At 66.8% G+C, this 25,775-nt stretch carries 30 protein-coding genes; 17 read left to right on the top strand and 13 right to left on the bottom strand.

Features of this window, described 5'->3' with window-relative positions; all coding sequences use genetic code 11:
* Positions 1-3: 3 nt before the first annotated feature.
* Entirely contained in the window at positions 4-1,164 is a 1,161-nt protein-coding gene (locus ACZYZF_RS25950) for an alkaline phosphatase family protein (protein ID WP_463747916.1), read from the bottom strand.
* A gap of 100 nt (positions 1,165-1,264) precedes the next feature.
* On the opposite strand from ACZYZF_RS25950, the gene ACZYZF_RS25955 reads away from it, so the two are divergent.
* Complete coding sequence (locus ACZYZF_RS25955) at positions 1,265-1,819, top strand: hypothetical protein (RefSeq protein ID WP_463747917.1); 555 nt, start codon at positions 1,265-1,267, stop codon at positions 1,817-1,819.
* A gap of 17 nt (positions 1,820-1,836) precedes the next feature.
* Here ACZYZF_RS25955 and ACZYZF_RS25960 read toward each other — a convergent pair whose 3' ends face one another.
* Positions 1,837-2,148: a hypothetical protein gene (locus ACZYZF_RS25960; protein ID WP_463747918.1), complete on the bottom strand. Its 312-nt coding sequence runs from the start codon at positions 2,146-2,148 to the stop codon at positions 1,837-1,839.
* A gap of 329 nt (positions 2,149-2,477) precedes the next feature.
* Between ACZYZF_RS25960 and ACZYZF_RS25965 the strand changes: the two genes are divergently transcribed.
* The gene (locus tag ACZYZF_RS25965; RefSeq protein WP_463837333.1) at positions 2,478-3,692 is read left to right on the top strand and encodes an acyltransferase family protein; all 1,215 of its coding nucleotides are present in this window, start codon (positions 2,478-2,480) and stop codon (positions 3,690-3,692) included.
* 155 nt (positions 3,693-3,847) lie between these two features.
* Positions 3,848-4,537, top strand: a complete 690-nt coding sequence (locus ACZYZF_RS25970; protein ID WP_463747919.1) for an Rv0518 family GDSL lipase — start codon at positions 3,848-3,850, stop codon at positions 4,535-4,537.
* Positions 4,538-4,545: 8 nt separating this feature from the next.
* Here the strand turns inward: ACZYZF_RS25970 and ACZYZF_RS25975 are convergent, their stop codons facing one another.
* Positions 4,546-5,517 carry a GlxA family transcriptional regulator gene (locus ACZYZF_RS25975; protein WP_463837207.1) on the bottom strand — a complete coding sequence of 324 codons (972 nt, stop codon included), beginning with the start codon at positions 5,515-5,517 and terminating at the stop codon, positions 4,546-4,548.
* A gap of 141 nt (positions 5,518-5,658) precedes the next feature.
* Here ACZYZF_RS25975 and ACZYZF_RS25980 point away from each other — a divergent pair, with 141 nt between their 5' ends.
* On the top strand, positions 5,659-6,312 hold the full coding sequence (locus ACZYZF_RS25980) for an HD domain-containing protein (protein ID WP_463747921.1): 654 nt from the start codon (positions 5,659-5,661) through the stop codon (positions 6,310-6,312).
* Positions 6,313-6,339: 27 nt separating this feature from the next.
* On the opposite strand, the gene ACZYZF_RS25985 is transcribed toward ACZYZF_RS25980, so the two are convergent.
* Both ACZYZF_RS25985 and ACZYZF_RS25990 read right to left on the bottom strand, forming a co-directional pair.
* Complete coding sequence (locus tag ACZYZF_RS25985; protein ID WP_463747922.1) at positions 6,340-7,002, bottom strand: MOSC domain-containing protein; 663 nt, start codon at positions 7,000-7,002, stop codon at positions 6,340-6,342.
* A gap of 18 nt (positions 7,003-7,020) precedes the next feature.
* Positions 7,021-7,272, bottom strand: coding sequence for a hypothetical protein (locus tag ACZYZF_RS25990; protein ID WP_463747923.1), 252 nt, complete (start codon positions 7,270-7,272; stop codon positions 7,021-7,023).
* Positions 7,273-7,375: 103 nt separating this feature from the next.
* On the opposite strand from ACZYZF_RS25990, the gene ACZYZF_RS25995 reads away from it, so the two are divergent.
* Both ACZYZF_RS25995 and ACZYZF_RS26000 read left to right on the top strand, forming a co-directional pair.
* Positions 7,376-8,341: an o-succinylbenzoate synthase gene (locus ACZYZF_RS25995; RefSeq protein ID WP_463837208.1), complete on the top strand. Its 966-nt coding sequence runs from the start codon at positions 7,376-7,378 to the stop codon at positions 8,339-8,341.
* Positions 8,342-8,501: 160 nt separating this feature from the next.
* Positions 8,502-8,825, top strand: a complete 324-nt coding sequence (locus ACZYZF_RS26000) for a hypothetical protein (RefSeq protein ID WP_463747925.1) — start codon at positions 8,502-8,504, stop codon at positions 8,823-8,825.
* A gap of 4 nt (positions 8,826-8,829) precedes the next feature.
* Here the strand turns inward: ACZYZF_RS26000 and ACZYZF_RS26005 are convergent, their stop codons facing one another.
* Positions 8,830-9,723, bottom strand: coding sequence for an aminoglycoside phosphotransferase family protein (locus tag ACZYZF_RS26005; protein WP_463837335.1), 894 nt, complete (start codon positions 9,721-9,723; stop codon positions 8,830-8,832).
* Between the two features lie 61 nt (positions 9,724-9,784).
* Between ACZYZF_RS26005 and tpx the strand changes: the two genes are divergently transcribed.
* Positions 9,785-10,276 (top strand): thiol peroxidase, encoded by a 492-nt coding sequence (gene tpx, locus ACZYZF_RS26010; protein ID WP_463837209.1) that lies wholly within the window; start codon positions 9,785-9,787, stop codon positions 10,274-10,276.
* Between the two features lie 56 nt (positions 10,277-10,332).
* Here tpx and tenA read toward each other — a convergent pair whose 3' ends face one another.
* Positions 10,333-11,016 carry a thiaminase II gene (gene tenA, locus ACZYZF_RS26015; RefSeq protein ID WP_463747927.1) on the bottom strand — a complete coding sequence of 228 codons (684 nt, stop codon included), beginning with the start codon at positions 11,014-11,016 and terminating at the stop codon, positions 10,333-10,335.
* 336 nt (positions 11,017-11,352) lie between these two features.
* Here tenA and ripD point away from each other — a divergent pair, with 336 nt between their 5' ends.
* The 3 genes from ripD to ACZYZF_RS26030 all read left to right on the top strand — a co-directional run bounded on the left by ripD (position 11,353) and on the right by ACZYZF_RS26030 (position 13,953).
* Positions 11,353-11,979, top strand: a complete 627-nt coding sequence (ripD, locus tag ACZYZF_RS26020) for an NlpC/P60 family peptidoglycan-binding protein RipD (RefSeq protein WP_463837211.1) — start codon at positions 11,353-11,355, stop codon at positions 11,977-11,979.
* 77 nt (positions 11,980-12,056) lie between these two features.
* Positions 12,057-13,115, top strand: coding sequence for a M48 family metallopeptidase (locus ACZYZF_RS26025; protein WP_463747929.1), 1,059 nt, complete (start codon positions 12,057-12,059; stop codon positions 13,113-13,115).
* Between the two features lie 55 nt (positions 13,116-13,170).
* Positions 13,171-13,953 carry a hypothetical protein gene (locus tag ACZYZF_RS26030; RefSeq protein WP_463747930.1) on the top strand — a complete coding sequence of 261 codons (783 nt, stop codon included), beginning with the start codon at positions 13,171-13,173 and terminating at the stop codon, positions 13,951-13,953.
* Between the two features lie 4 nt (positions 13,954-13,957).
* Here ACZYZF_RS26030 and ACZYZF_RS26035 read toward each other — a convergent pair whose 3' ends face one another.
* Genes ACZYZF_RS26035 through ACZYZF_RS26050 form a run of 4 tightly spaced genes read right to left on the bottom strand, consistent with a single transcriptional unit; the run spans position 13,958 to position 17,770 of the window.
* On the bottom strand, positions 13,958-14,644 hold the full coding sequence (locus tag ACZYZF_RS26035) for a lysostaphin resistance A-like protein (protein ID WP_463747931.1): 687 nt from the start codon (positions 14,642-14,644) through the stop codon (positions 13,958-13,960).
* On the bottom strand, positions 14,641-15,273 hold the full coding sequence (gene upp / locus ACZYZF_RS26040; protein WP_463747932.1) for a uracil phosphoribosyltransferase: 633 nt from the start codon (positions 15,271-15,273) through the stop codon (positions 14,641-14,643). The genes ACZYZF_RS26035 and upp overlap by 4 nt, the downstream gene beginning before the upstream one ends.
* Positions 15,274-15,281: 8 nt before the next feature.
* Positions 15,282-16,499 carry a URC4/urg3 family protein gene (locus tag ACZYZF_RS26045; protein WP_463747933.1) on the bottom strand — a complete coding sequence of 406 codons (1,218 nt, stop codon included), beginning with the start codon at positions 16,497-16,499 and terminating at the stop codon, positions 15,282-15,284.
* The gene (locus ACZYZF_RS26050) at positions 16,496-17,770 is read right to left on the bottom strand and encodes a GTP cyclohydrolase II (protein WP_463837213.1); all 1,275 of its coding nucleotides are present in this window, start codon (positions 17,768-17,770) and stop codon (positions 16,496-16,498) included. The genes ACZYZF_RS26045 and ACZYZF_RS26050 overlap by 4 nt, the downstream gene beginning before the upstream one ends.
* Before the next feature lie 98 nt (positions 17,771-17,868).
* Between ACZYZF_RS26050 and ACZYZF_RS26055 the strand changes: the two genes are divergently transcribed.
* Positions 17,869-18,237, top strand: a complete 369-nt coding sequence (locus ACZYZF_RS26055; RefSeq protein ID WP_463837214.1) for an NYN domain-containing protein — start codon at positions 17,869-17,871, stop codon at positions 18,235-18,237.
* Positions 18,238-18,243: 6 nt separating this feature from the next.
* Here ACZYZF_RS26055 and ACZYZF_RS26060 read toward each other — a convergent pair whose 3' ends face one another.
* The gene (locus ACZYZF_RS26060) at positions 18,244-19,821 is read right to left on the bottom strand and encodes a class I adenylate-forming enzyme family protein (RefSeq protein ID WP_463837215.1); all 1,578 of its coding nucleotides are present in this window, start codon (positions 19,819-19,821) and stop codon (positions 18,244-18,246) included.
* A gap of 45 nt (positions 19,822-19,866) precedes the next feature.
* Positions 19,867-20,637, bottom strand: a complete 771-nt coding sequence (locus ACZYZF_RS26065) for a DUF899 domain-containing protein (RefSeq protein WP_463747936.1) — start codon at positions 20,635-20,637, stop codon at positions 19,867-19,869.
* Positions 20,638-20,741: 104 nt separating this feature from the next.
* Between ACZYZF_RS26065 and ACZYZF_RS26070 the strand changes: the two genes are divergently transcribed.
* The 6 genes from ACZYZF_RS26070 to ACZYZF_RS26095 all read left to right on the top strand — a co-directional run bounded on the left by ACZYZF_RS26070 (position 20,742) and on the right by ACZYZF_RS26095 (position 25,637).
* Positions 20,742-21,074, top strand: a complete 333-nt coding sequence (locus ACZYZF_RS26070) for an ArsR/SmtB family transcription factor (protein ID WP_463747937.1) — start codon at positions 20,742-20,744, stop codon at positions 21,072-21,074.
* Positions 21,071-21,514 carry an SRPBCC family protein gene (locus tag ACZYZF_RS26075; protein WP_463747938.1) on the top strand — a complete coding sequence of 148 codons (444 nt, stop codon included), beginning with the start codon at positions 21,071-21,073 and terminating at the stop codon, positions 21,512-21,514. The genes ACZYZF_RS26070 and ACZYZF_RS26075 overlap by 4 nt, the downstream gene beginning before the upstream one ends.
* Positions 21,515-21,523: 9 nt before the next feature.
* Complete coding sequence (locus ACZYZF_RS26080; RefSeq protein WP_463837217.1) at positions 21,524-23,395, top strand: fatty acyl-AMP ligase; 1,872 nt, start codon at positions 21,524-21,526, stop codon at positions 23,393-23,395.
* 26 nt (positions 23,396-23,421) lie between these two features.
* On the top strand, positions 23,422-23,889 hold the full coding sequence (cynS, locus tag ACZYZF_RS26085; RefSeq protein ID WP_463747940.1) for a cyanase: 468 nt from the start codon (positions 23,422-23,424) through the stop codon (positions 23,887-23,889).
* A gap of 9 nt (positions 23,890-23,898) precedes the next feature.
* The gene (locus ACZYZF_RS26090; RefSeq protein ID WP_463837219.1) at positions 23,899-24,555 is read left to right on the top strand and encodes a maleylpyruvate isomerase N-terminal domain-containing protein; all 657 of its coding nucleotides are present in this window, start codon (positions 23,899-23,901) and stop codon (positions 24,553-24,555) included.
* Positions 24,556-24,623: 68 nt separating this feature from the next.
* The gene (locus tag ACZYZF_RS26095) at positions 24,624-25,637 is read left to right on the top strand and encodes an alcohol dehydrogenase catalytic domain-containing protein (protein ID WP_463747942.1); all 1,014 of its coding nucleotides are present in this window, start codon (positions 24,624-24,626) and stop codon (positions 25,635-25,637) included.
* Positions 25,638-25,775: the final 138 nt, after the last annotated feature.

Consider the following 25,775-nt stretch of genomic DNA (forward strand, 5'->3'; position numbering starts at 1 on the left):
CGCTCAGCCGATCGCCGACAGCAGCGGGACGTATTGCTCGGCGTGTGTCAGCGAACCGTGATGGCCGATCAATGCCGACTCCAGAGGTTCGGCATGGCGTCTCAGCAACGCGGCTGAGCCGCGCGCGGCAGCCACGACATCACCGATTCGGGGCCGGACGTCGTCACGTACCCGAGGTCCGAACCAACCCGTCGCGATGGCCTCCTCCCGAGACATCACCCACGCCGAATCTGCCAGGGTGGTGCGCCATGCGGTGAGAACGTCGTCGGCCGCACCGGCGGCGGTGTAGACGTGCCGGGCGCGGGCTTCGCCACCGACGGCGACCACCCCGTCGCGGAGCGGATCGCACTCGTCGATGTCCACCGCGGCCGCCGGGTCCACTGTGACCATGCCGTGGTCGGCGACCACGGTCAGCAGGCACTCCGACGGCAAGGCTTCGAGCACCGATTCCACCAGCCGGTCGACCTGCCGCAACTGCATCCGCCAGGCCGGGGAGCCGGGCCCGTGCAGGTGGCCCGTCAAGTCGAGGTCGGCGTGGTATCCGTAACAGAAGCCGCTGCCCGCGACGGCCGCGATGATCTCGGCAGCGAGATCGCCGAGGGCATGCACGCCGACGTAACGCCCGCCACGCAACAGCGCCCGGGTCAGTCCGGAAGTGGCGTGTTCGGCGCCCGATACGACCGAGACCTCGAACCCGGCGTCCCCGGCCCGTTCGAATGTGGTGGGTAACGGCTGGATCTGTTCGGGCACCACGCGGTCTCGAAGATCGGGTCCCCACGGATGGGGGCGCCACCGCAGCGCGTTGATCACATCGAATTCCGGTCCGGCCTCGGGCACCCGGAACGAGTAGCCGACAAATCCGTGCTCACCCGAGCGGTAGCCGGTGCCGATCGCCGCCAATCCCGCCGCCGTGGTGGACGGGAACCCGACGTGCAGTGTCCGATTGGCCGCCCGGTCCGACATGGCGGTGAGGACCGGCGCATCGGCGGCATGGGCGGCCAGCAGGTCGGCGCCGAGTCCGTCGATCAGCAGAACGCATGCTCCGCGGATGGGGCCGGGCCAGCTGATCCGCGCATCGAATCCCGGCGCGCCCATCGCGGTAAGCACCGACGGGACCACATCGGCCAGGTGGGGTGCATCGGGATCGGGACGCGCAGGCTCCACACCGCGAGCGTGCCACAGATCACGTCGGCGGGTTTGGCCGACGCAGACCTCGGCCCAAGGGCGCCCGACCACTCTGCTGTACCCGGTACGCTGGGTTTTCATGAAGCCGATGAGAGCCGTGATCCTCGCCGCCGCCCTGGTGGTGTCTGCAGGTGGGGCATTCAGTGGCATCGCCAGCGCCGATCCGGACGCGCCGGCCCCCGTACCCGCGCCGGGCCCACCTCCGGGTCCTGTTGCCGCGCCCGGCCCTCCGCCGGGTCCCGCCGAAGCGGCCCCCGCGGCCCCTGCCGGCGGGAAGGCGATCGACCACGACGGCCTCTTCATGGTCGGTACCGATATCCAGCCGGGCAACTACGCCTCGGCCGGGCCGGTCGAGGGCGGTACCTGCTACTGGAAGCGCATGGCCGATCTGCACGGCGGCGACATCATCGACAACGCGTTCAGCAAGAAGCCACAGGTCATCACGATCGAGGCCACCGACAAGGCGTTCAAGACCAGTGGTTGCCAGGCGTGGCAGCCAACCGACGCGGTCCCCGACACCCCGGCCAACGGCGCCATCCCGGCGCTGGTCGGTGGCGCCAAGCTGCGCTCGTGGATGGACACCTTGAACAACAACGCCCGCAACTATGACGGGTCGTCGGTGCCGATGCCCTGACGGCTCGGCACCGGTGATCAGCCGGGGAGCAACGGCGGCCGGCAGGCATTGCCGACCGGGTCCCACCACCAGCCGTTGTCACACATCGGCGGTGGCGACACCACCGGCGGGCGACACGTATTGGCAACCGGGTCCCACCACGCGCCGTTCTCGCACTCCAGTGGCACGACCGGCGGGCGGCACACATTCGCCACCGGATCCCACCATTCTCCGGCCCCACAGTCGGCCCAGCTGACTGCCGGTGTGGCGACCGTAACCGCTGCCATGAGACCGAACGGCGCCAATACCGCGCCGACGCCGGCGGCGCAGCGGCCGATGATGCTGGACATCTCAAACCTCCCGGGAGATCACGTAACCCGAGCCTATCGGCCGGCTGAGCGGGCTGCCAGGAATCGGACACGCCGCGTGGTCGCTGACCACGCCGATCCAGCGACCGTGCCGGCGTCGGCAGATGCGTTGCTGCACAAGATCACCCAAGCTGGTATTCGCGCACCCGGTCGTGTCCCCCGGGAAGTGCGCACCGCGCGGGGACCAAGCTCTGCAACGGCACGCTGCTAGTCTGCGAGAGCTGCCGGTTGCGCGAATCGCGGGCCGATCCGCCCGGCCAGCCGCGGCGGAAGCGTGACGGATCAGCTCAGTGGATACGGAAAAGGGTGTAGTGCGCGGCGCAGAGATCAAGGCCCTGACGGGACTGCGCATCGTTGCAGCGGTGTGGGTGGTTCTCTTCCACTTCCGGCCCCTGCTCTACCAGGTGGCCCCTGACGTCACCGAAGCGCTCGCCCCCGTCCTCGACCGCGGCGCACAGGGCGTCGACCTGTTCTTCATCCTCAGCGGATTCGTCCTGACCTGGAACTACATCGACCGGATGGGGCCGACCTGGTCCACGCGGGCCACGCTGCACTTCTTGTGGCTGCGGTTGTCCCGGGTGTGGCCGGTGTACCTCGTCACGCTGCACCTGGCTGCACTGTGGCTGATCTTCACCCTCAACGTCGGGCATATCCCACCTGAGGACACGAGTGGCTACAACGCCGTCAGCTATTTCCGGCAGCTGTTCCTGGTCCAACTGTGGTTCCAGCCCTACTTCGACGGCTCGAGCTGGGATGGGCCGGCATGGTCGATCAGCGCCGAGTGGTTGGCCTACCTGCTGTTCGGAGCGCTGATCCTGGTCATCTTCCGGATCGCCCGCGCCACCCGGGCGCGAAGTCTGGTCCTGCTGGCCATCGCCGCCGCGGTGCCGCCGGTCGTGCTCTTGATGGCCACCGGCCACTTCTACACCCCGTGGAGCTGGCTGCCCCGCATCGTCATGCAGTTCACCGCCGGTGCGCTGGCATGTGCGGCGGTTCGCAAACTGCATCTGACGGATCGGACCCAGAAGGGTGCGGGCTACCTCTCGATCTTGTTGGGTGCCGCCATCGTCGGCGGACTGTACTTCTTCGACAAGCACCCGTTGAACACGGTCGGCGATGCCGGCGGCATGGTCGACATCCTCTTCGTCCCGCAGGTTGTCGCGCTGGCGGTCGGCGTCGGGAGCCTGCCGGCATTGCTGTCCACCCGGCTTCTGGTCTACGGCGGACAAATCTCGTTCGGTCTGTACATGGTGCACGAGTTGGTCCATACCGCCTGGATCTGGACCACCAGGCAATTCGAACTGACCCTGACACCCACGCTTTCGGGTAAGGCGACGCTTCTCGGTCTGTTCGCGATAGCCGTGGTGGGCGCAATCGCGCTGTACCACCTCGTGGAGGAGCCGGCCCGACGCTGGATGCGCAGGATGGTCGACATCCGGCCGGTCGAGCAGACGAACAAGAAACTGCACCGGATCGACACCGAGTCCGCAGACCGGTCGGACGAGGTTTCGGCCCGCGCGGGCTGACCGTTGTAACCATCCAAACTCGCTGCGCGACAGGTTGTTATGCCCTTGTTATCGCTGTGTCACCGGCCGCCTATCTACGGCCCAGGCTCACACCTTAGGCTGTCTCGGTATCGCGGTCCGGGACGAATTGGGTCTCGCCGGCAGTGGAGGTTGCAGTGGGTCGTCTGACCACTTTCATCGTCTCACTCGGCCTCACGGTCGGGCTTTTCGCGCAGCCTCCTCAGCAGCGCTACGTCACCTCGGGCCTAGATCCCCAGATCAACCACATCGCGGTGATCGGGGACTCCTACACCACGGGCATGCTCGCCGAGGGCGGCATGGGACCCAGGAACTGGGCGCCGCTGGCCTGGCAGAAACTGGCGCAACGCGGTGTGCAGGTGGACGCCGATGTGGTGGCCGAGGGCGGCGCCGGCTATGAGGCACGTGGAAACCACGGCAGCGTCTTCGCCGACCTGACACCGAGGGCGGTACAGCCCGACGACGCGTTGATTGTCTTCTTCGGGTCGCGCAACGACAAGGACGCCGATCTGGGTGTGGTCACCCGGTTGAGCCACGACGCCCTGACGACGGCACGTCAGTCCGCGCCGACGGCCCGGATGCTGGTGATCGGGCCACCGTGGGTGAACGCGGAGGTTCCGCCGAATCTGCTCGGTGTGCGTGACATCCTGCGGGATCAGGCCCGGCAGGTAGGGGCGACGTTCGTCGATCCGATCGCGGAGCGATGGTTCTTCGACAACCCGGAGTTGATCGGGGCCGACGGTATTCACCCGACGGACGCCGGCCACGCCTACATGGCGGACAAGATCGCACCGCTGATCGGAAAGGAACTCCCGCGCTGGGTCTGAGCGCGGGCTCAGCTGCCGGACGTGGTGCGGAACCGGTCGCGGTAGGCCCTCGGTGACACGCCGAGGTGGTTGACGAACACCCTTCGTAGGGTCTCGGCGCTCCCGAACCCGGCCAGGCGGGCGGTTTCTCCGACGTGGCGACCTGCATCGAGGGCTGCTCGTGCGGCGTCGATCCGAACCGTTTCGACGTAGCGCGCCGGGGTGGTGCCGAGCTCCGCCTGAAACAGCCGGGTGAGTTGTCGTGTGCTCAACGAGGCCAGTGCCGCAAGGCTTTTCACGCTGTGGTCGGCAGTCGGGTCAGCCGCTATCGCGTCGGTGACCCTACGCAATGTCGACTCTGCCGGCGCGTCTGACTCGACCAACCTGGAGAACTGCGACTGGCCGCCCGCGCGCTTGAGATACACCACCAGTGACCGTGCCACGTCGCGCACCAGGTCGGCTCCGCAATCCGATTCCACCAGCGCCAATGCCAGGTCGATGCCCGCCGACACCCCCGCTGAGGTGTAGATGTTGCCGTCCCGGACGAAGATCGCGTCAGGCTCGACCGAGATCGTGGGATACGCGAGTGCCAGCAGCCGTGCGTGCCGCCAGTGGGTGGTGGCCCGGCGGCCGTCGAGCAGTCCGGCCTCGGCCAGAAGGAAGGACCCGGTGCAGATCGACGCCAGCCGCCGGGTCCGCGTCGGTAGGTCGCGCAACGCTTCCACCAGACCCGGATCGATCGGCCGGCCCACGAGATTATCTCCACCGGAGACCAATACGGTATCCACGCCATCGATCTCGGCGATTCGATCGGTCGCCGCGAACTCCGTGCCGATCGAGGTCGTGACGTCGGCGCCGTCGACCGAGGCGATCCGGAGGCGGTAGTGGGCGCCGAACCGGTTGGCCTCGGCGAAGACCTCGGCGGGCCCGGCGGCGTCCAGCAACTTCATCCCGTCGAAGACGACGATCACGATCTCACGGGGCCCCATAGCCTGCGCCATCTATCCATTGTGTCGCTTTTTGTGGGAAAGATGGCAGATCGGACATGGTCGGGGCGTTGGGCCGCGGCGCAGACTCGAATCACGCGAAGTGCACCCAGAGCGCCGAGCCAGGTAAAACCGTTATGAGACAAAGGGACCGACATGACAACGTCGACAGCCAACACCATCGCCGGAATCCAGCTCCCCGATACCGCGCTGGTTCGAGATACCACCGAATACATCCGCGACGTCGAGGATGACCTGCTGTTCCACCATTCGCGCCGAGTGTTCTACTTCGGTGCGCTACAGGGCCTGCGTCGGGGACTGAAGCCCGATCTCGAACTGCTGTACGTCGGTGCGATGTTCCACGACCTCGGGCTGACGGAGCGGTACCGTACGACGTCGCAACTGCGGTTCGAGGTCGACGGTGCCGAAGCCGCGCGGGACTTCCTGTTGCAGCACGGGTTCGACGATGCCGCCGCCCGCAAGGTCTGGCTGGGCATCGCGTTGCACACCACCCCGGGCGTCCCCGAGTTTTTGGATCCCGAGATCGCGCTGGTGAGCGCCGGTGTGGAAACAGATGTGCTGGGGATCGGCCTCGACAATCTGGCGCCGGGGGATCTGAGTGCCGTCACCACGGCGCATCCGCGGCCTGATTTCAAGAACCGGATTCTGCAGGCATTCACCGACGGGGTGCAGAAGCGTCCGGGGTCCACCTTCGGCACGGTCAACGCAGACGTGCTCGCCCACTTCGACGATTCGTTCGTGCGCGAGGACTTCGTCGAGGTGATTCTCGCGAACAAATGGCCGGAATAGCCTGTCCCACAGGCGAACCCCGGGTAATCAGGTCGAGGCGGTCCGGCGTTCGGCGAGCTCCCGCAGCGGGTCGGGGAGGGCGGCCGCGCGCAGGATCGCGGGCAGATGCTGTGGCTCGAGGGTCAGCGCACGGAACACGAATCCGACGGTGATGTCGTGGTCGGGCCGATCGGTCACCACGATCTGATCGCCGGAGGATACCGATCCGGGTGTCACCAGACGCAGATACGCACCTGGAATCGCCGCTCTGGTAAAGGTTTTGACCCATCCGTTGAGCTCCAACCAGTTGGCGAACGTCCGGCAGGGGATGCGTGGCCGGGACACTTCGAGCTCGAGCCCGTCGGATCCGATGCGCCACCGTTCACCGATGACGGCGTTGGTGACGTCGATGCCCGCGGTGGTGAGGTTCTCGCCGAACACTCCGTTGGCGATCTCGCGGTCCAGTTCGGTCTGCCAGCCGTCGAGGTCTTCGCGTGCGTAGGCGTAGACCGCCTGATCGTCGCCGCCGTGGAACTGTTGGTCGCCGATGGTGTCGCCGACGAGGCCGCTACCGAGCCCGCCGTGCATCGGGCCCGGCGCGCGGACCGCGACGGCCCCGTCGACGGGACGTTTGTCGATGCCGGTGACGGCACGCCCCTCGGCGGTGTTGGGTCGTGGATGAGCCACGTTCACCGTCAGTACCTGCGCCATGACGCCCAGCGTAATGGCTTAGAAAAGTGGTGTCGCAACGCCATTCGGAGCGGGTGGCGGGGGCGGAACCGGCAGGCACAGCCCGGTCGCGGTGTCGAGTTGCCTGCCCGGTACGCAGAACGGAGAACAACCGTTGGTGACGCCGGTTTCCCCGGGTTGGCATGCCGAGCTCGGGGCCGGCGTCACGATCGTGGCGACTGCCATCGATCCGGCTGACAGCACCGCGGCCGACACCACCGTGAATACCCCGCGCCACACTGCGCTCGTCATTGGCTGTCTCCTCATCGGCAGCACCGCTTCAGGACCTACGGGCGCAGTCTAAGCCGCGGGTTGTCCGCCCACGAGCGGTTCGGTCCGCTAGCGTCACGTGGTTGTGCAGACCCTGATCGACTTTGACCGTGCGCCGGTTTTCGCCATCCCGACCCTTGAGCCGGTCGGTGGGCTCACGGTGCGTGAGGGAATGCTCATCGAGGGGCCGCAGGGCTGGGGGGAGTTCAGCCCACTGCCGCACGAGCGTGCGCTGGGCCGCTGGCTCACGGCGGCCACCGAGCCGGGCACTGTCGGCTGGCCGGATCCGGTGCGTGGACGAGTACCCATCGCGGTCACCATTCCCGCCGTCGACGCCGCGCGGGCGCACGAGATCGCCGCCGCATCGGGTTGTCGGACCGCGGCGGTCGAGGTGGGCGCCGGGGGATTGGCGGAGGATGTCGAGCGGGTCCGGGCGGTGCGCGACGGGCTCGGCGCGGACGGCGTCCTGCGGTGTGACGCCAAGGGGCGGTGGGATCCGGACACCGCGGTCACCGCCATCGCTGCTCTCGATCGGGCAGGCGGGGGTCTGGAGTTCATCGCGCAGCCGTGCCCCACGATCGGTGAGCTGGCGCAGGTGAGGCGCCGGGTCGAGGTACCCGTCGCGGCCGGCGAGTCGATCCGCGAATCCGGCGACCCGATCGGCCTGCGCCTTGGCGAGGCGGCCGACATCGCCGTGCTCGCGACCGGGCCGTTGGGCGGAGCCCGGCGCGCGTTGCGCGTCGCCGAGTCCTGCGGGTTGCCCTGTGTGGTCACCTCGACGCTGGAGACGACCATCGGACTTGCGGCGGGGCTCGCGCTGGCGGGCGCGTTACCCCAGCTCGCGTTCGCGTGCGAGCTGGGGACCAGGCGATTTCTCGCCGGCGACGTCGTCGCGGATTCGCGTTCCCTGGTCGCGGTGGATGGCTACCTACCTGTCGCGCCGATGCCCCCGGCGCCGCAGCGCGACCGACTCGAGCAGTACGCCGTCACCGACCCGGCCCGGCTGGCGTGGTGGCGCGAGCGCCTGCAAAGTGCCATTACTGCATCGTGAACTGCCCCGATGCAGTATCGGGTGAGGCGACTCGGGAGCGGGAGCAGCAATCTTCACCGAACAGATTCAAGTAGCGCACTACGCATGTGCGCGACCTGGCGGCAACTCGAGAATCGACTTCGTCAGCTACCGCTGGCGCGGAGATCCAACGGAGGATGCCATGTCGTTGTTCGCGAAGCTGTCGGAACTTCGGGCGGTGAGAACCCAGGATTCCGGCGGAGCCGACGAGCTCAGCATCAGCCGAGCTGATGGGTTTCAGTTCAAGGCCGTCTCGATGTGCCAGGGGGATGTGGTGGATCTGGACCGGCTACTGCCGTTCGACGGCCAGTTGGAGATCGTGTTGAGGGAGGTGGACGCCGGTACCGACGAGATGGAGGACGTCGGCTCGGTAGTCATCCGCTCCGACGAGTTGGGGCGCGGAGAGCTCACCCAGCAGGTCAGCGGCGCAGGCGCACTGTACGAAGTCACCTACAAGGTCATCTGAGGCGTCAGTCCTGCACCGCCTTGGCGATCGCCACACAGGTGGTCAGCCAGTCCGCGTCGGGTTCGGGCGTCTCGGTCAGCTCCCACATCGCGTTGTGCACCATCCGTACGATGACCCAGGCTCGGGCCCGGTCGACATCCAGGCCGGCAGCGTCGACCAGAGCCGACAACCGGCGCCGGACCCCGTCGCGAACGTAACCGGCCAGCTCCTCCCGCCGGTTCCACAGCATCGGCGCGACCTCGTAGTGCGGATCCCCGTTCATCGGCTTGGGATCGATCACCAGCCATGGCTCGCGGTCAGCGGCGAGGACATTCTCGTAATGCAGGTCGCTGTGGATCAGGGTGCCGGTGGCGGCGGTATCGGTGGCCAGGTCCGTGCCGAGCGTGATCGCCTGTTCCACGAGCCGGCGCGGGATCGGGGCGTTGCGGGGGAGTCGCACCAGATCGGCCGTCCACTGTGACGTGCATTCGGCCAGCGAACGTAGCTGGGGCAGCGACGGAACATGGATCCGGCCGTACAGCTCGGCGACGATCTCACACGCCTCAATATCCCAGAGCTCATTGAGATTTCGTCGGTACAGCCGTTCCAGCAGCATCGTCCGCCGGTGTGGATCGGCCCGGAGCAACCGGACCGCTCCCGCACCTGCCCAACGTCGCAACGCGAGGTGTTCATGTTCGGACTCGTCGTCGGGGAAGGCCGCCTTGAGGACCGCGGGCACACCCTCTCCGGTGTGTACCGGCAGCACGATCGAGCAATGGCCGTGTCCAGCAGGTCCGTCGGCCCGCAGATCCCATTCGTCGAATTGGTCCCGGATCATGCGGGGCAAGCCGTCGACCCAGGACTGCCACTGCGGTCCTCGCCTGCCCATCGCGCGCACGGCCTCGGGCAGATCGATCATCGCGCCCATCGTCGCACCCCGGCCCGCCCGCCGAGCACCCGGTTTTGACAGACTGTGCCCCATGGCACAGATAACCTTCAAGGGAAACCCCATCAATACGGTCGGCGACCTGCCGGCAGTCGGTAGCGCGGCCCCCGGCTTCGCGGTCACCGGCACCGATCTCGGCACCGTCACCAACGACCAGTTCCAGGGCAAGTCGGTGCTGCTGAACATCTTCCCGTCGGTGGACACCGGGATATGCGCCGCCAGCGTGCGCACCTTCAACGAACGGGCGGCTGCCGCCGGGGCAACGGTCTTGTGCGTGTCGAAGGATCTGCCGTTCGCGCTGAGCCGTTTCTGCGGAGCCGAGGGCATCGAGAACGTCATCACCGCGTCGGCCTTCCGGGACAGCTTCGGCGAGGATTACGGGATCACCATGGCCGACGGTCCGATGGCCGGTCTGCTGGGACGCGCCGTCGTCGTCATCGGTGCCGACGGCAAGGTGGCCTACACCGAACTGGTGCCCGAGATCGTTCAGGAACCGAACTACGACGCCGCGCTGGCCGCACTCTGATCGTCGTCACCCTCCCTCACCGGCGCGCCTCGCGCCGGTGAGGGACCGGCCGGCGTTCAGACCGGCCACTGCTCGCGGCGATGGGCCGCGTCGAAGAACATCCATTCGTATTTCGCCGTGACCTCGAAATGGGCTCGTGCGGCGGCCTCGTCCGCCCCGCCCAGCGTCGGCCCCAGCCGATCCGTCAGGTCGAGCACCTCGGCAACCGTGGCGGCGTACTCGTCACCGCCGTAGCTGTCGATCCAACGCTGATAGCGCCGATCGGGCGAACCGCGTTCCAGCAACGCCGTTCCGACCCGGGCGTAGATCCAATAGCAGGGCAGGACCGCCGCCAGGCCTTCGGCGAACGTGCCGCTGTATGCGGTGGCCAGCAGATAACTCGTGTAGGCGCGTGTGGTCGGGGCGACCGGCGTCGCGTTCAGCGCTGCGATATCCAGCCCCAATTCCGGGAGCAGTTCGTTGTGCAGACCCAATTCGACATCGAAGACCTCGGCGGCATGTCGGGCGAACATCGCGGTGTCGGCCAGGGTGGGTGCCTTGGCGGCGACAATGGCCAACGCGCGGGCGTAGTCGCGCAGGTAGTGGACGTCCTGTGCCACGTAGTGGGCGAACGCCGCGCCGTCCAGGCTGCCGTCGGTCAGTCCGGTCAGGAACGGGTGGGCGAGGATCGCGGTGAACGTCGGCTCGATCGGCTCCCAGAGTCGGGCCGACCAGGATTGCGGATGCGCGTCGGGGTGCATGTCACCATCGTGTCAGGTGACCCGCAAACGTGGTGAACCCTCCCGGTGCACCATGTACCGCAACGATTTTCACGGCGGCGGAGTCAAATCGGAGCTGCCCCGCGAACTTTGCCCGCCGGCAGGCGCGCCGGTGCCCGGCGCGGACGGTGTCACCGGCGCCCCGACGTGCCGCGATAAGCATGTGCGGTAACTGTTCGGTCACAGTCCTGCATCTGATCGTCCCTGCGCCCCAAACTAATTGGGCAATCCTGGCGCCCAGGGGTACAAATGGTTGACCCGGCTGACAACGACCAGCGGCCGGTGTCGCCTTCCGGTGGTCGAGAGAGTTGATGTTCGATGAGACGTACCTTTGCCCTGGTGTTCGGTCTGGCATTTCTGGTAGCGGCTCCCGGACTGGCCGGCGCCGCACCGATCGAACGCCCCACCGGCAACCAGCGCTATGTCGAGCTTGTGATCGCCCGCGCGATGTCACAGCGCGGTGTGCCCTTCAGCTACGGAGGCGGGGACGTGAACGGGCCGACCCGTGGCGTCGCTCGCAGCCTTCCCGCCCCGGGCCTGGCACCCGCCACGCCGCAGCTCGCCGGCGGCGGTCTGACACCGGGTCTGTCGACCCCCGCGGTGACCGCGCCTGTCGCTCCGGTGCTGACCCCGGGTCTCGGTGTCGCCCCGGATCCCTCGGCTAATGTGGTCGGATTCGATGCCTCCGGCCTCATCGTCTACGCGTTCGGCGGAGTAGGGGTGAAGATGCCTCGGTCGTCCGGCGAGCAGTACAAGGTCGGGCAGAAGGTACTTCCGTCGCAGGCGCTGCCCGGTGACCTGATCTTCTACGGACCTGAGGGCACCCAGAGTGTGGCGCTCTACCTCGGCAACAACCAGATGATCCAGGGCACCGAGCCCGCTGTCGCCGTCACACCCGTGCGCGCCGAGGGCATGACACCCTATTTGGTCCGCATCATCGCCTGACCCCGTATTGGTGCGCCTGAGACGGCTCAACCCTCCGTAGGCTTTGAGCTGTCGACGAGGAAGGGCGCTCAGCACCGATGGAACAGATACCTGCGACTACGCGGACGGTTTTTGCGGGCATCAGCTCGCGGGCCTGGGAGCATCCGGCGGACCGGACCGCGCTGACCGCGCTCCGTCGGCTCAAGGGATTCGATCAGATCCTCAAGGTGCTGTCGGCGATGCTGCGCGAACGCAAGCACCGGTTGTTGTATCTGGCGAGTTCGGCACGGGTCGGTCCGCGGCAGTTCGCCGATCTGGATGCGCTACTGGACGAATGCGTGCAAGTTCTCGATGCCCCGGTACGTCCGGAGATGTTCGTGATTCAGGCGCCCGAAGCCAACGCCTACTGCATCGGTATGGACGATCCGTTCATCGTCATCACCTCCGGCATGTACGACCTGATGTCGCACGACGAGATGCGGTTCATCATCGGTCACGAGCTCGGCCACGCGCTCAGCGGCCATGCCGTGTACCGCACGATGCTCAATCATCTGCTGCGGCTGGCTTCGTCGTTCGGCTTCATCCCCCTGGGGGGCTGGGCCCTGCGGGCCATCGTCGCCGCTTTGCAGGAATGGCAACGCAAATCCGAACTTTCGGGGGACCGGGCGGGTCTGTTGTGCGGGCAGGACTTCGACATGGCGATCCGGGTCGAGCTCAAGCTGGCGGCGGGCAGCCATCTCGAGAAGCTCGACTCGCAGGCGTTCCTCGCCCAGGCGCGTGACTACGAGGCGACCGGCGATATGCGCGACGGACTGCTCAAACTTCTGAATCTGGAGATGCGTACGCATCCGTTTTCGGTGCTCCGGGCGGCGGCGCTGACCAAGTGGGTTGATACCGGCGGATACGGGGCGATCATGGCGGGTGATTATCCGCTGCGGTCCGACGATGACACGGCCAGTTGGAACGACGATGTCAGCGCGGCGGCCCGTCATTACAAGGACGGTTTCGACCAGTCCGAGGATCCGTTGATCCGCGGGATCCGGGACGGCCTGGGTGGCGTGGTCGACGGAGTCGGCCAGGCCGCGACCAGTGCGGCCGACGCGATGGGCCGCAAGATCTCCGAGTGGCGTCGCAACAACAGGCCGGGCGAAGAGTAGCGGGCCGACGGGTGATTGCCGTCGGGCCTACGGTAAGCCTCTAGACTAGGCGGCCGTGGGCATCCTGTTTGGCTTCGCGCCGTGGATCATCTATTGGGTACTCGTCGGCAACGTGCCGTTCCTGGTCGCCGTGCTGGTGGCGCTCGCGGCGGCGATCGCCACCTTCACGATCAGCCGCATCTCCGGCGCGCCGGGCCGCACTCTCGAGGCCGGCGCGCTCGCCACCTTCGTGGTCCTGACGATCTTGACCCTGGTACTCAACCAGGACGTGATGGAACGCTGGATGCAGCCGCTGAGCAACGCGGGCATCTTCCTGGTCGCGTTGACCGGGTTACTGCTCGGCAAGCCCTTCGTGCTGGAGTTCGCGGCGGCGGGCCAGCCCCCGGGGGTCGTGGAAAGTGATCTGTTCCAACAGATCGTGAAGATCCTCACCTGGATCTGGGTGGGTGCATTCGCCGGAATGACGGTCTCTTCGGTGATCCCGCCGATCGTGCAGGGCGACGCCACGATTCTGGACACCAAGTCACCGCTGTCGTTCATCTGCTACTGGGTCATCCCGTTCACGCTGCTCGGTCTGGCGGCGCTGGCGTCACGCGTCCTGCCCGACCGAATGACGGCGGGCATGAACGACATAGTGCGCAAGACCACGTTCGTGGCATTTTCCGAAGCTGAGATCGACCAGCTCTACTACCTGGCTCAAGAGCACGCCAATCGCGAGGTCGGCGCGGGACAGGAAGCCTATGACGTTCGGGTGGGAGGTTCGGGAACGCCGTTGGTGGGCGATGAATCTCGCATGTCGTGGCCCTCGACGTACAAGGTGCGCGATCGCAAGAGGTAGCACCTCAGCGGGCCGGCATCATGCCCAGCAGTCCGAACATCATGACAAGGCCCGGCAGCAGGTTGGTCACCTGGTGGGCGATGATGCCGCCCCACAGGCTTCCGGAGTACAGCCGCGCCAATGCTATCGGGATGGCGACCACCAGCAGCAGCGGAGCCCGCTCGGGTTCCAGGTGGGCCATGGCAAATACGAGGGTGGACACGACCACCGCGACGATGCGCCCCCACCGTTGCTCGAGCGCACCCCACAGCAGTCCGCGATACACCACCTCCTCGCAGATCGGTGCGATGAACGCGACGAGCAGCAGGACGACCACCGCCAGCGGCCACCCGGTCCGGACGCCTTCGTAGACCCCGCCGACGGCCGAGGTCGCGTCGGGTCCGACGATCGACTGGTAGAGCAACGCGGCCGGCAGTGTGACGAACAGCCCGCCGATGCCGAATGCCAACCCGAGACCGACTGCACGCCAGGACCACTGCCATCGAAAGTCGATGCGGGCACCGTTGCCGCGCCATTTCGCGATGGCGACGGCCAGCGTCGCGGCGACGAGTGTGGGCACCCCGATCGCCAGCGTGATCAATTCGGCCGGCGGCGGGCCCGGGGGTGCGAACACGCCGAACGCGGCCGAGGCGAGCAGATAGACGGCCTCTACGACGACGAAGGCGCCGAGGCCCCAGCGGTGTGCGCTCACTTGGTCCCGAAGATCCGGTCACCGGCGTCGCCGACGCCGGGGACGATGTAGCCCTGCTCGTCGAGTTCTCGGTCGAGTGCCGCGGCGTAGATGGGGACCTCCGGATGCGCCTGATGCATGGCTGCGACGCCTTCCGGACACGTCAGCAGGCACACGAACTTGATGGATCGGGGCCCGTATTCCTTGATGCGGTCGATGGCGGCGACGGCCGAGTTGCCGGTGGCCAACAGCGGGTCGACGACCACCACGTCGCGCTCGTGGAGGTCACTGGGCAGCTTGCAGTAATACTCGACGACCACCCGGGTTTTCGGATCCCGGTACAGGCCGATATGGCCGACCCGGGCATTCGGCATCACACTGAGCATGCCGTCCAGGATGCCGCTGCCGGCGCGCAGAACGGACACGAACACCAATTTCTTGCCGTCGATCACGGACCCTGTGGTGGACTCCAAGGGCGTCTCGACGTCGATGTCGTGTACCGGGATGTCGCGCAGTACCTCGTAGCTCATCAACATCGAGATCTCATTGAGCAACTGGCGAAATCCTTTGGTGGACACGTCCTTCTGCCGCATCAGGGTCAGCTTGTGCTGCACCAGCGGGTGGTCGATGACATGCAGGTTGCTGCCCATCTGCCCTCCTAGAAGACCGTGCCGTCGCTGACAACGGACAGGGGAGGGCGGCCGTCTCGCAGGTGCGCGGCGAGCGCCCGCCCGGCGGCCCACGTCCCGCCCTCCAGCACGCAGGCCAGAGGCAACTGCGAGGCCCCGAGATGGCCGCGGATGAGCGGAGCCAGTTCATCGAGCAGCGCGACGGTCAGGGCCCGCCACTCCACGACGAGCTCGTCGTTCACCGCCCAGTCCGACTGCGCGAGTACAGGATCACGTAACCGCAGCACGCCGGTGTCGAGCAGCAGGCCGCCGTTGCGATACTCGGGCAACCCGGTCAGCGCGTTCAGATCGGTGACTGCAATGCCCGCCCACTCGAACGGCTCCAGGAGTGAGTAGGTCAACCACTGAGACAGTTTGTGAAACGGCATCCATCCGCGGGAGAGGCCCGGACCGGGTACTGCCCGGTGCCGCCAACAGTCACCGAGCGGTTGACCCGCGATGGCGTTGCCGGTGAGCCACACTCCGGACAGTGTGTTCAACACCGTGGCGAGGAGATCGTGGGCGGCGATGGACGGGCCGGTCGCCGTATCGAACAATCTGCCGGGACGGCCATCCGGACCGAACACGTCGGGGCGAGTGGCCAATTGCGTCCCGAGGCGATGCAACAGCTGAACGCGACCGGCGAGACCGACCAGTGGATTTCCGGGATTCACCTGAAAGGCCGCGGCCAGGCTTTCGACGTCGAGGCGGCGCAACGCGGCGGCATCGACCCGCAGCGGATCGCCGGGGTCGATGGAGAACATGCCACCGCAGAAAGCGTGCCAACTGGCAACGCCCAATCCTTCCGAGCGGGTCAGATCGAGGCCGGTATCGGATTCGACGTAGTGCCAATCAGTTCCGGCGCCGGCGTCGAGCAAGACGCTCACCACGGTCAGGTCGATCATCGAGCGGGCCCGGGCTGCAGTATCCAAATCGGCTGTGTGCGATTCCAGTTGAGCGCGGCGATCCACGCCTCCGGCCTCGAAATGTCGCCACCTGCTGTGGTAGGGAATGGCAAGTGTGGGGTACCGGGTACGGGTGACGTCAGCGACCTCGGCCGCTGCCTGGTCCAGCGCTTCCTCGTCGACCAGAAACCAGGCGGAGCCGCCGTCCCGGGCGCGCTGCAGAAGATGTTGAGCCCGTTCACGGATCGCAGACGTGGTGCGCAGGGCCGCGACGGCCGCCGAGCTGTCCAGGGTTGTGGTCATGGCATGAGCCCGCGGCCCTTGGCCATCTTGAGTTCGTAGATACCCGGGACCGGTCCGGGGGTGAAATAGCCGGCGGCCGTCTTCGCGTCGATCTCGACCCGGGCATCGGCCGGGATCAGCTCGTCGGGAATGTTGACCCGTTCCCCGACCTCGATCCCCGAACCGGTGATCGCGTCGTATTTCATGTTGCTCATCGATACCAGACGATGGATCTTGCGGACGCCGAGCCAGTGCAGGACATCGGGCATCAGCTCTTGGAACCGCATATCTTGCACGCCCGCCACGCATTCGGTGCGGGCGAAGTACTGGTCGGCGGTGTCGCCGCCCGCCTGGCGTTTGCGGGCGTTGTAGACCAGGAATTTGGTCACCTCGCCCAGTGCGCGTCCTTCCTTGCGTGAATAGGCGACCAAACCGACCCCGCCACGCTGGGCGCCGGCGATGCATTCTTCGATCGCATGTGTGAGATAGGGCCTGCAGGTACAGATGTCGGAGCCGAAGACATCTGAACCGTTGCACTCGTCGTGTACCCGTGCAGTCAGTTCGACCCTCGGATCGGCCAGATCGCTTGGCGCGCCGAATATGTAGAGGGTCTGCCCGCCGATGGGGGGCAGGAACACCTCGAGATCACCACGAGTGACGAGCTCTGGGTACATGCCCCCGGTCTCCTCGAACAACACCCTGCGCAGTGTGGTCTCCGTGCAGCCGAATCGGGCTGCCACGCCGGGTAGGAACCACACCGGCTCGACGGCGGCCTTCGTCACCAATGCCGCACCGCTCTCCAACAGCACCCGGCCATCCGGGTGCAGGCGCCCGGCGGCGATGGCCGCGGCGATCTCCGGCACGATCACGTGAGCTTTGGTGACCGCGATGGTCGGCCGGATGTCATAGCCCGCGGCCAGTTCGGCGGCGAACGAGTCGGAGACCATCGCGCCCCACGGATCCAGGCTGACGATCGCCTCCGGTCGACTCCACTGTGGATACGGCCCGATCACGTCCGTGGGGGCGGTGTTCGTCAGATCGGCCCGGTGCTCCGGCGAGAGCGCGCCCGCGGCAACAGCCAAGGCCCGGTAGACGCTGTACGAGCCGCTGTGGGTGCCGATCACATTGCGGTGCGCGCGTGTGGTGGTGGTGCCGATCACCGGACCGCGCTCGGCGGCGCTCGGTGCCGCCCACTGGATCGTCGGGGTACCCGCGACAGCGCTGTGGGACGTCAACCGGATGTGGCGGGCCTTCGCCGGCTCCGCGGACGCACCACCTGATTCGGCGACCATATCGGTGCTCCTTCCTCCGCGCATGCGCCCGGCTGAGACAGTCCAGTCAACTCCGATTCGGCAGGTTCTGCATGCGGTGTGCCCGTACCGTCGATCGGGTGCGCTGGATAGTGGACGGCATGAACGTCATCGGCACCCGGCCTGACGGTTGGTGGAAGGACCGCCACGGCGCGATGGCCGGTTTGGTCGAGCGGCTCGAGCGTTGGGCCGCGGCCGGGGGACACCCGGTGACGGTCGTGTTCGAAGGGCCGACGACGCCACCCATCGAGTCGGGAGTCATCGAGGTGGGTCACGCTCCGCGGGCCACCGCGAATTCCGCGGACGACGAGATCGTGCGGTTGGTGCGGGCTTCTCCTCGACCGGACGAAATCACCGTGGTGACTTCGGACAGCGGGCTGGCCGCGAGGGTCCGCGGGGTGGGCGCGCAGGTTCAGCCGGCCGCCGGCTTCCGCGAGCTGATCGAGTGATTCTGACTACTGTGCGGGGCGTTGTGCGGGCTGAAGTCGTTTGGCCTCGATCTCTCCGTCGATGATCAACTGCCGCAATGTTTTCCGGTCGAACTTTCCGCTGGGCAGGGTCGGGATCCGTTCGCTGTCGGTCAGCGCCCAGCGGGTAGGCACCTTGTAGGCGGACAACTGTTCCCGGGTGTAGGCGGCCAGGGCCGGCAGGTCGAGTTCCGCCGCGGGCACAACGACCGCGCAGACCTCCTCGCCGCGGTGTGGGTCGTCGATGCCGACGACGACGCATTGCGCGACGCCGGCGTACTCGGCAATGACAGCCTCGACCTCTAACGGGGACACGTTGGCCCCGGCGGCCTTGATCAGATCAGTGGTGCGCCCGACGTAGAACAGCCGGGGATCGCCGTCGCGCCGGTACACCTGGTCGCCGCTGTGATACCAGCCGTCGGCGTCGAACGTCTCCGACCGTTCGCGCTTGTTGTAGCCGGCCATCACCCCGATACCTCGGACCAGGAGTTCGCCGGTGTCCCCGGGCGCCACCGGGATGCCGTCGTCATCGACGATGACCATGTCGGTGAAGGCGAAGCCGCCTGCGGTCTCAGACATGGTGCGGTGCACCGGAAATCCGTCGGGTACATCGGTCATGGCGATGTCCAGCGGGCCCTCGCGCAGCATCGGTGCACTGCTCAGATCCCGGTCGGCGAACGACGGATGATCGCGCAACCGCTGCGTGAACGCCGGCCAGCCCACGATCCCGGTGATCCGTTCCCGCTCGGCCAGGTCCAGCGCGGTTTCGGGTTCCAGTTTCGGCAACACCACCAAGCTGACGGGTTCATGCAGGGCCCCGGTCACCGCGAGCAGTCCGCCGATCCAGAAGAACGGCATCGCGCACAGCACCCGAGACTCGTCCTGCGAGCGGGTAATGGCCCGGATGGCGGCGGGCCAGGTCGAGGTTTGACGCACGAGGGTGCCATGGGTGTGCAGGACACCTTTGGGATCGGCAGTGGATCCGGACGTGTGCACCATGATCGCGAGGTCTGCAGGGGACACCTCGGCTTCCGCGGCGGCCAGGACGTCGGCCGGCACGCCGTCGCTGGTTTCATCGCGGCCGCGCGACGCCCAGGCCCGGTCCGCCGAGCCGATCATCGCGATGCGGCGCAGATAGGGAGCGGCGCGCAGGGCCAGCCGGCTCGTGGACTGGCCGGACAGTTCGGGCAGAGCCTTCTCCAGCCGTTCGGCGACATCGATGTTCAGCACCGAGTTCGGCGCGATGAGCAGCCCGATGTCGGCCAGGCGCAACACCTTTGCGATCTCGGCCGGCGCGTACATCGTGCTCAGTGGCACCGCCACCGCCCCGATTCGCGACACCGCGAGCCACCACGTCACCCACTCGGAACCGTTGGGGAAGAACAGGCCGACACGACTGCCTTTGCCCACTCCTTCGTGCAGCAGCCATCGCGCCAGCTGCGCGGACCGATGCTCGGCCTCGAGGTAGGTGAGTCGATCGGTCGGCGTGACCAGATAGACGGACTCGCCGAACTCGGCGACGCTGTGGTGCAGCAGAGCGGGGATGGTCAACGGGGATTGCGTCACCTGCCCATCTTCTCCAATGGATGTCGCCGGTCTACTCGAGGTGGGTCAGCGACTCCCACAGGCGGCGCAGTCATCACGTGGCGGACGTGGATCGTGCGCGTTGTCGGGGTCGGGGGCACCGAACCACCGCGACGGTTCGTGCTCGGGATAGGCGTCGTGCCAGGACCACCACTCGTAGGGCTTGGTCTGCGGGTATCCCGGTGGCGAGTCCTCCCAGTTCTCCTGGCGGCCCAGCGCGGTCATGTCCAGGAAGTTCCAGGTGTTGACGAATGCCTCGTCGCCCCGGTCGTTGATGAAGTAGGTGCGGAAGACCTGGTCGCCGTCCCGGATGAACGCATTGGTGCCGTGCCATTCGTCGACGCCGAAGTCCACGTCGAACTCTGCGCCTGCCCGGGGAACCATGGTGTACCAGGGATGGCTCCACCCCATGCGCGTCTTGATCCGGGCGATGTCGGTCTGCGAACCGCGTGAGGCGTACACAAGGGTGGTGTCCCGGGCGTTGAGGTGGGCCAGGTTGCCGATGTGGTCGGCCATCAACGAACAGCCGACACATCCATGGTCTGGCCAACCGTGCACATCCGGGTCGAGGAAGGCGCGGTAGACGATCAGCTGGCGACGCCCGGCGAACAGGTCGAGCAGGGTCGCGGTGCCGTCAGGGCCTTCGAACTCGTAATCCTTGGTCACCGGCGTCCACGGCATGCGCCGGCGCAGCGCGGCGAGTCGGTCCCGCGCGTGGGTGAATTCCTTTTCTTTGACCAGCATTTCGTCAAGTGCGGCTTGCCATTCCGTTGCCGGCACGATCGGTGGGGTCTTCATTTCTGCTCCCGTCGTCGGTATCTTGCGGCGTTCCCAAAATATTCAACAACTCAGTTGAATAACCTTCCTCGAGCGAACCACGGCTCGCGGCTATAGTCAACAATGTGGTTGAAGATCAAGTTCTGGACCGCGCATATTCGGCCCTGGCCGATCCGACACGTCGGCGGCTGCTGGAGACCCTGCGTCAGGGTGACGCCCGGATCAGCGACCTGGCCGCCCCGTTGCCCATGACGTTCGCCGGGGTGTCGCGGCATATCGGGGTGCTGGAAGCCGCCGGTCTGGTGCAGCGCGAGGTCCGTGGACGCGAGCACTGGGTGTCGCTCAAGCAGGACGGGTTGACGATGGCCCAGCAGTGGATGAGCGAGCAGACGGACTTCTGGTCGACGCGCGCCGATGCGTTGGCCGCACGGTTACGGCGGAAGGCGGATCCTCGATGACCGAGGCGGCGACGGTCCGCGTGCGGCGGCTGATGCCCGCGGCCCCGGAGTTGGTGTTCGACCAATGGCTCGATGCAGAGTCGCTGCGGGAATGGATGTGTCCGCGCCCGGTGCGGTGCGTCGAAGTCGTGGTCGAACCCCGGGTCGGGGGGCTGGTGCGCTTCGACGTCGACGATTCCGGTACCGGCGTCCTCATCACGGGCCAGTTTCTGACCATCGATCGCCCCCGCGTGCTGCGCTTCACCTGGAGTAACTCGGACTGGGTCGATCCGACCGTGACCAGCATCGTCAACGTCGAATTCGAGCCGGCCGGCGACGGGCAGACGATGATGTCGATCGAGCATTCCCTTTTGCCGCCAGAGGAATTCGACAGCTTCCACAACGGATGGATCCTCACTTTCGAGCAGCTGGGAATCCGCCTCGAGCGCGCCGCGACCTAAACTGCGGTCATGGACAGCGGTACCCAGGTTCAATACGAGGCCCCTGCAGGCCTGCTCCGCATCGAGGACTGTCTGGACGACGATGGCGGCATCGTGCTGCCCCCGGGCACCACGCTGATCTCGCTCATCGACCGCAACATCGCCCACGTCGGCGACCTGGTCGCCTACCGCTATCTGGATTACAGCCACGGCGAGGAAGAGATCTTCGAGCTGACCTGGACCCAGCTGGGCGTCCGGCTACGGGCCGTCGCTGCGCTGCTGCAGCAGGTCGCCGCCCGGGGTGACCGTGTTGCCGTCCTCGCACCGCAGGGCCTTGACTATGTTGTCGGCTTCTTCGCGGCGATCAAGGCAGGGAACACCGCGGTGCCGCTGTTCGCGCCGGAATTGCAGGGTCACGCCGAACGCCTCGAAACCGCGCTGCTCGATTGCCGTCCGACGACGGTGCTCACCACCGCAGCCGCCGCCGACGCGGTACGGGCGTTCCTGGCGAAGCTACCTGACACCGTGCGGCCCCAGGTGGTGATCATCGACGAAGTGTCCGACTCGGTGGGGGACGGCTTCACCCCGATCGAGGTTGGTCCCGACGACGTCTCCCACCTGCAGTACACCTCGGGCTCGACACGTCCGCCGGTCGGAGTGGAGATCACCCACCGCGCGGTCGGCACCAACCTGCTGCAGATGATCCTGTCCATCGATCTGCTGAACCGAAACACGCACGGCCTCAGCTGGTTACCGCTGTATCACGACATGGGACTGTCGATGATCGGATTTCCCGCGGTATACGGCGGGCATTCGACGCTGATGTCTCCGACCGCGTTCATCCGGCGACCCGAGCGGTGGATCCGGGCGTTGTCGGAGGCGTCGAAGCTCGGCCGCGTCATCACCGCCGCACCGAATTTCGCCTATGAATGGACCGCACAGCGCGGTGTGCCCGCAGCGGGGGAGGACATCGATCTGAGCAACGTGGTGCTCATCATCGGTTCGGAACCGGTGATCCCCGAGGTGATGACGGCATTCAATGAGGTGTTCGCCCCGTACGGGCTGCCGCCGACAGCATTCAAGCCGTCCTACGGTATCGCCGAGGCCACCCTGTTGATCTCGACGATCGCCCCGGCCGAACAGCCGTCGGTGGTCTACTTCGACCGCGAGCAACTCGCCGCCGGGCGAGCAGTCCGCGTCAGTGCCGATTCGCGGGCTCGCGCCGAGAGTGCCGTCGCACATGTGTCGTGTGGCCACCCGGCCCGCAGCCTGTGGGCGGTGATCGTCGATCCGGCGACTGCCGACGGGCCGGCAGCCGAGCTGCCCGACGGTCAGATCGGGGAGATCTGGTTGCACGGCAACAACATCGGCCGGGGCTACTGGGGCCGTCCGGAGGAGACGCGCAGGGTCTTCGGTGTATCGCTGCATTCGCGCCTTGTCTCGGACAGTCACGCCGAGGGGCTTCGGCAGGACGTCACCTGGCTGCGCACCGGCGATCTCGGGGTGTACTTCGAGGGGCAGTTCTACGTGACCGGGCGGATGGCCGACCTGGTGCAGATCGACGGTCGCAGCCACTACCCGCAGGACATCGAGGCCACCGTGGCAGAGGCCTCGCCGCTGGTCCGGCGTGGCTATGTCACGGCGTTCACCGCACCCCCCGACGCCGACGACGCCGACGGTGCCGGATTGGTGGTGATCGCCGAACGTGCGGCCGGGACCAGCCGAGCCGACCCCACCGAGGCATGCGATGCCATTCGCGCGGCGGTGGCCGATCGGCACGGATTGACCGTGGCCGATCTGCGGTTCCTTCCGGCCGGGGCGATCCCGCGGACCACCAGCGGCAAGCTGGCCCGGGTGGCATGTCGCAGTGAGTATCTGGAGGGCACATTGGGCGTGCGGTGACCACCCGTCGCAGGCATGCTGCTGGTATGAGCAGAGACGAGATCACCGCCGCGATCGTGGAAGCCCGCCTGACCAAGGGCCTGACCTGGCAGCAGTTGGCCGATGCCATCGACAAACCATTGGTGTGGACGGTGTCTGCGCTGCTGGGACAGCATCCGGTTCCGGCCGAGTCCGGCAAGATCATCGCGGACCTGCTGGGTTTGGACGATTCGGTCATCCCGGTGCTGGCCGCGGTGCCGATGCGTGGCGGTTTGCCGACGGCCGTGCCCACCGACCCCACCATCTACCGGTTCTACGAGGCACTTCAGGTATACGGAGGGGCACTCAAGGAAATCATCCACGAGCAGTTCGGTGACGGCATCATGAGTGCCATCAACTTCAGCGTCGACATCCAGCGCAAATCGCACCCCGCCGGGGACCGCGTGGTGGTGACGTTCGACGGCAAGTTTCTGCCCTACGACTGGACGGCGGCCGAGAAAGTGGTTCGCTGCTAGTTTGCAGGCGTGAGCCAGTTCTCGGATTCGTGGGCGGCATTACGTGCGGCGGTGGCCGGGCTCGGGCCGGAGGAGTTCGAGCTGGCCTCCGGCTGTGCCGGGTGGTTGATTCGAGACCTGGTGTGCCACCTCATCATTGACGCCCAGGATGTGTTGATCACACTGGCCACCCCGGCCGATGCTCACGCGACCTGCAACGCGCTGACCTACTGGGACGTGTCCGGTACGCCTCCCACCGGTGCGGATCCCTTGGATGCGCTGACCGTGCGGCTGGCCGCCGCATACGAGGATCCGGAACTGCTCAAGTTCCATCTGGACGATCTGGGTTCGGCTGCGGGCCGGGCGGCGGATCTCGCCGACCCGGATCTGCCGGTGGGCACGAAGGAAAAAGTTCTCACCGTCGGCGACTACCTCGACGCCTACGTTCTCGAATCGACGTTGCACCACCTTGATCTGGTCGCGCATCTGCCGGCGGCAGCCGGACCGCCGGCAGCCGGGCTGGCCCGATCACGCGTGATGTTCTGCGATATCGCGGGCCTCCCATTCCCGGCAGAATTCTCGGACACCGACGTACTGCTGGTGGGCACGGCCCGGCGGGTCCCCACCGATTCGGAGAAGACCGCTCTCGGTGCAGCGGTTGCACGGTTGCCGTTCATCCTGGGCTGACGCTGGCCAAGTGGGCTGTCAACGGTCGATGATGGCCTGGTACACCGACGGCGACAGTAAGGACTCCCATGGCTACTCATCGAGCTGTTCACGTCCAGTCTTCTGGCGGCACCCTGGAACTTGTTGACGCCCAAACACTCTCACCGGATCGGGGACAGGTCCGGGTGGCTGTGGCGGCATGCGGCGTCTGTGGCACCGATCAGGCCATCGTCAACGGCGGGTTCCCGGGCATGGCCTGGCCGGTGACTCCCGGCCACGAGATCGCGGGCACCATCGCCGAAGTCGGCGCGGGTGTCACCGATTTCGCGGCGGGTGACCGCGTCGCGATCGGCTGGTTCGGCGGCCACTGCGGGGTGTGCATCCAGTGCCGTAAGGGCCTGTTCATTCACTGTGAGAAGGGGCAGATTCCGAGCCTGCATTACCCGGGCGGCTATGCAGAATCGGTGACGGTCCCGGCCAATGCGCTCGCCCGGATCCCCGACGAACTCTCCTTCGCCGAGGCCGCCCCGATGGGGTGTGCGGGGGTGACCACGTACAACGCGCTTCGTCACACCCGCGCACTCCCTGGTGACCTGGTTGCGGTACTCGGTGTCGGCGGCTTGGGCCACCTCGGTCTGCAGTTCGCCCACGCGATGGGCTTCGAGACGGTGGCGATCGCCCGTGGCCCGGGCAAGGAGGCGGATGCGCGATCGCTGGGGGCCGGGCACTACATCGACTCGACCGCCGGGGATGTCAGCGGCGCCCTGCGTGACCTGGGCGGAGCGGCGGTGGTGCTGGCCACGGTGGGCAACTCACAGGCGATGGCCGACACCGTGGGCGGGCTCGCGCCGCGTGGGGAGCTGGTCGCGATCGGGGTGTCGGCCGATCCGTTGCCCATCAGCCCGGTGCAACTGATCCAACCCGCGCTGAGTATCTCCGGGCACCCGTCTGGTACCGCACGTGACGTCGAGGAGACGATGCACTTTGCGGTCCTGTCGGGGGTTCGGGCCCGGATCGAGGAGCGCCCGCTCGACGAGGCAGCGAGCGCCTACGCGGCGATGGCGCAGGGGCAGGCGCGCTACCGGATGGTCCTGACCGTCTGATCGATGGTCGAATCCGGTTATCTCGCCCCGCTGGTCACAGCGAACGGGTAGCGTCGTGACTTCGTTTGCTGGACGACGAATCGGTGGGGGCCGGGATGGCGTGGAAGCGGATGGCGACGGTTGCCGACAGGATTTTCT

The organism is Mycobacterium sp. IDUB_24 (assembly GCF_055419385.1).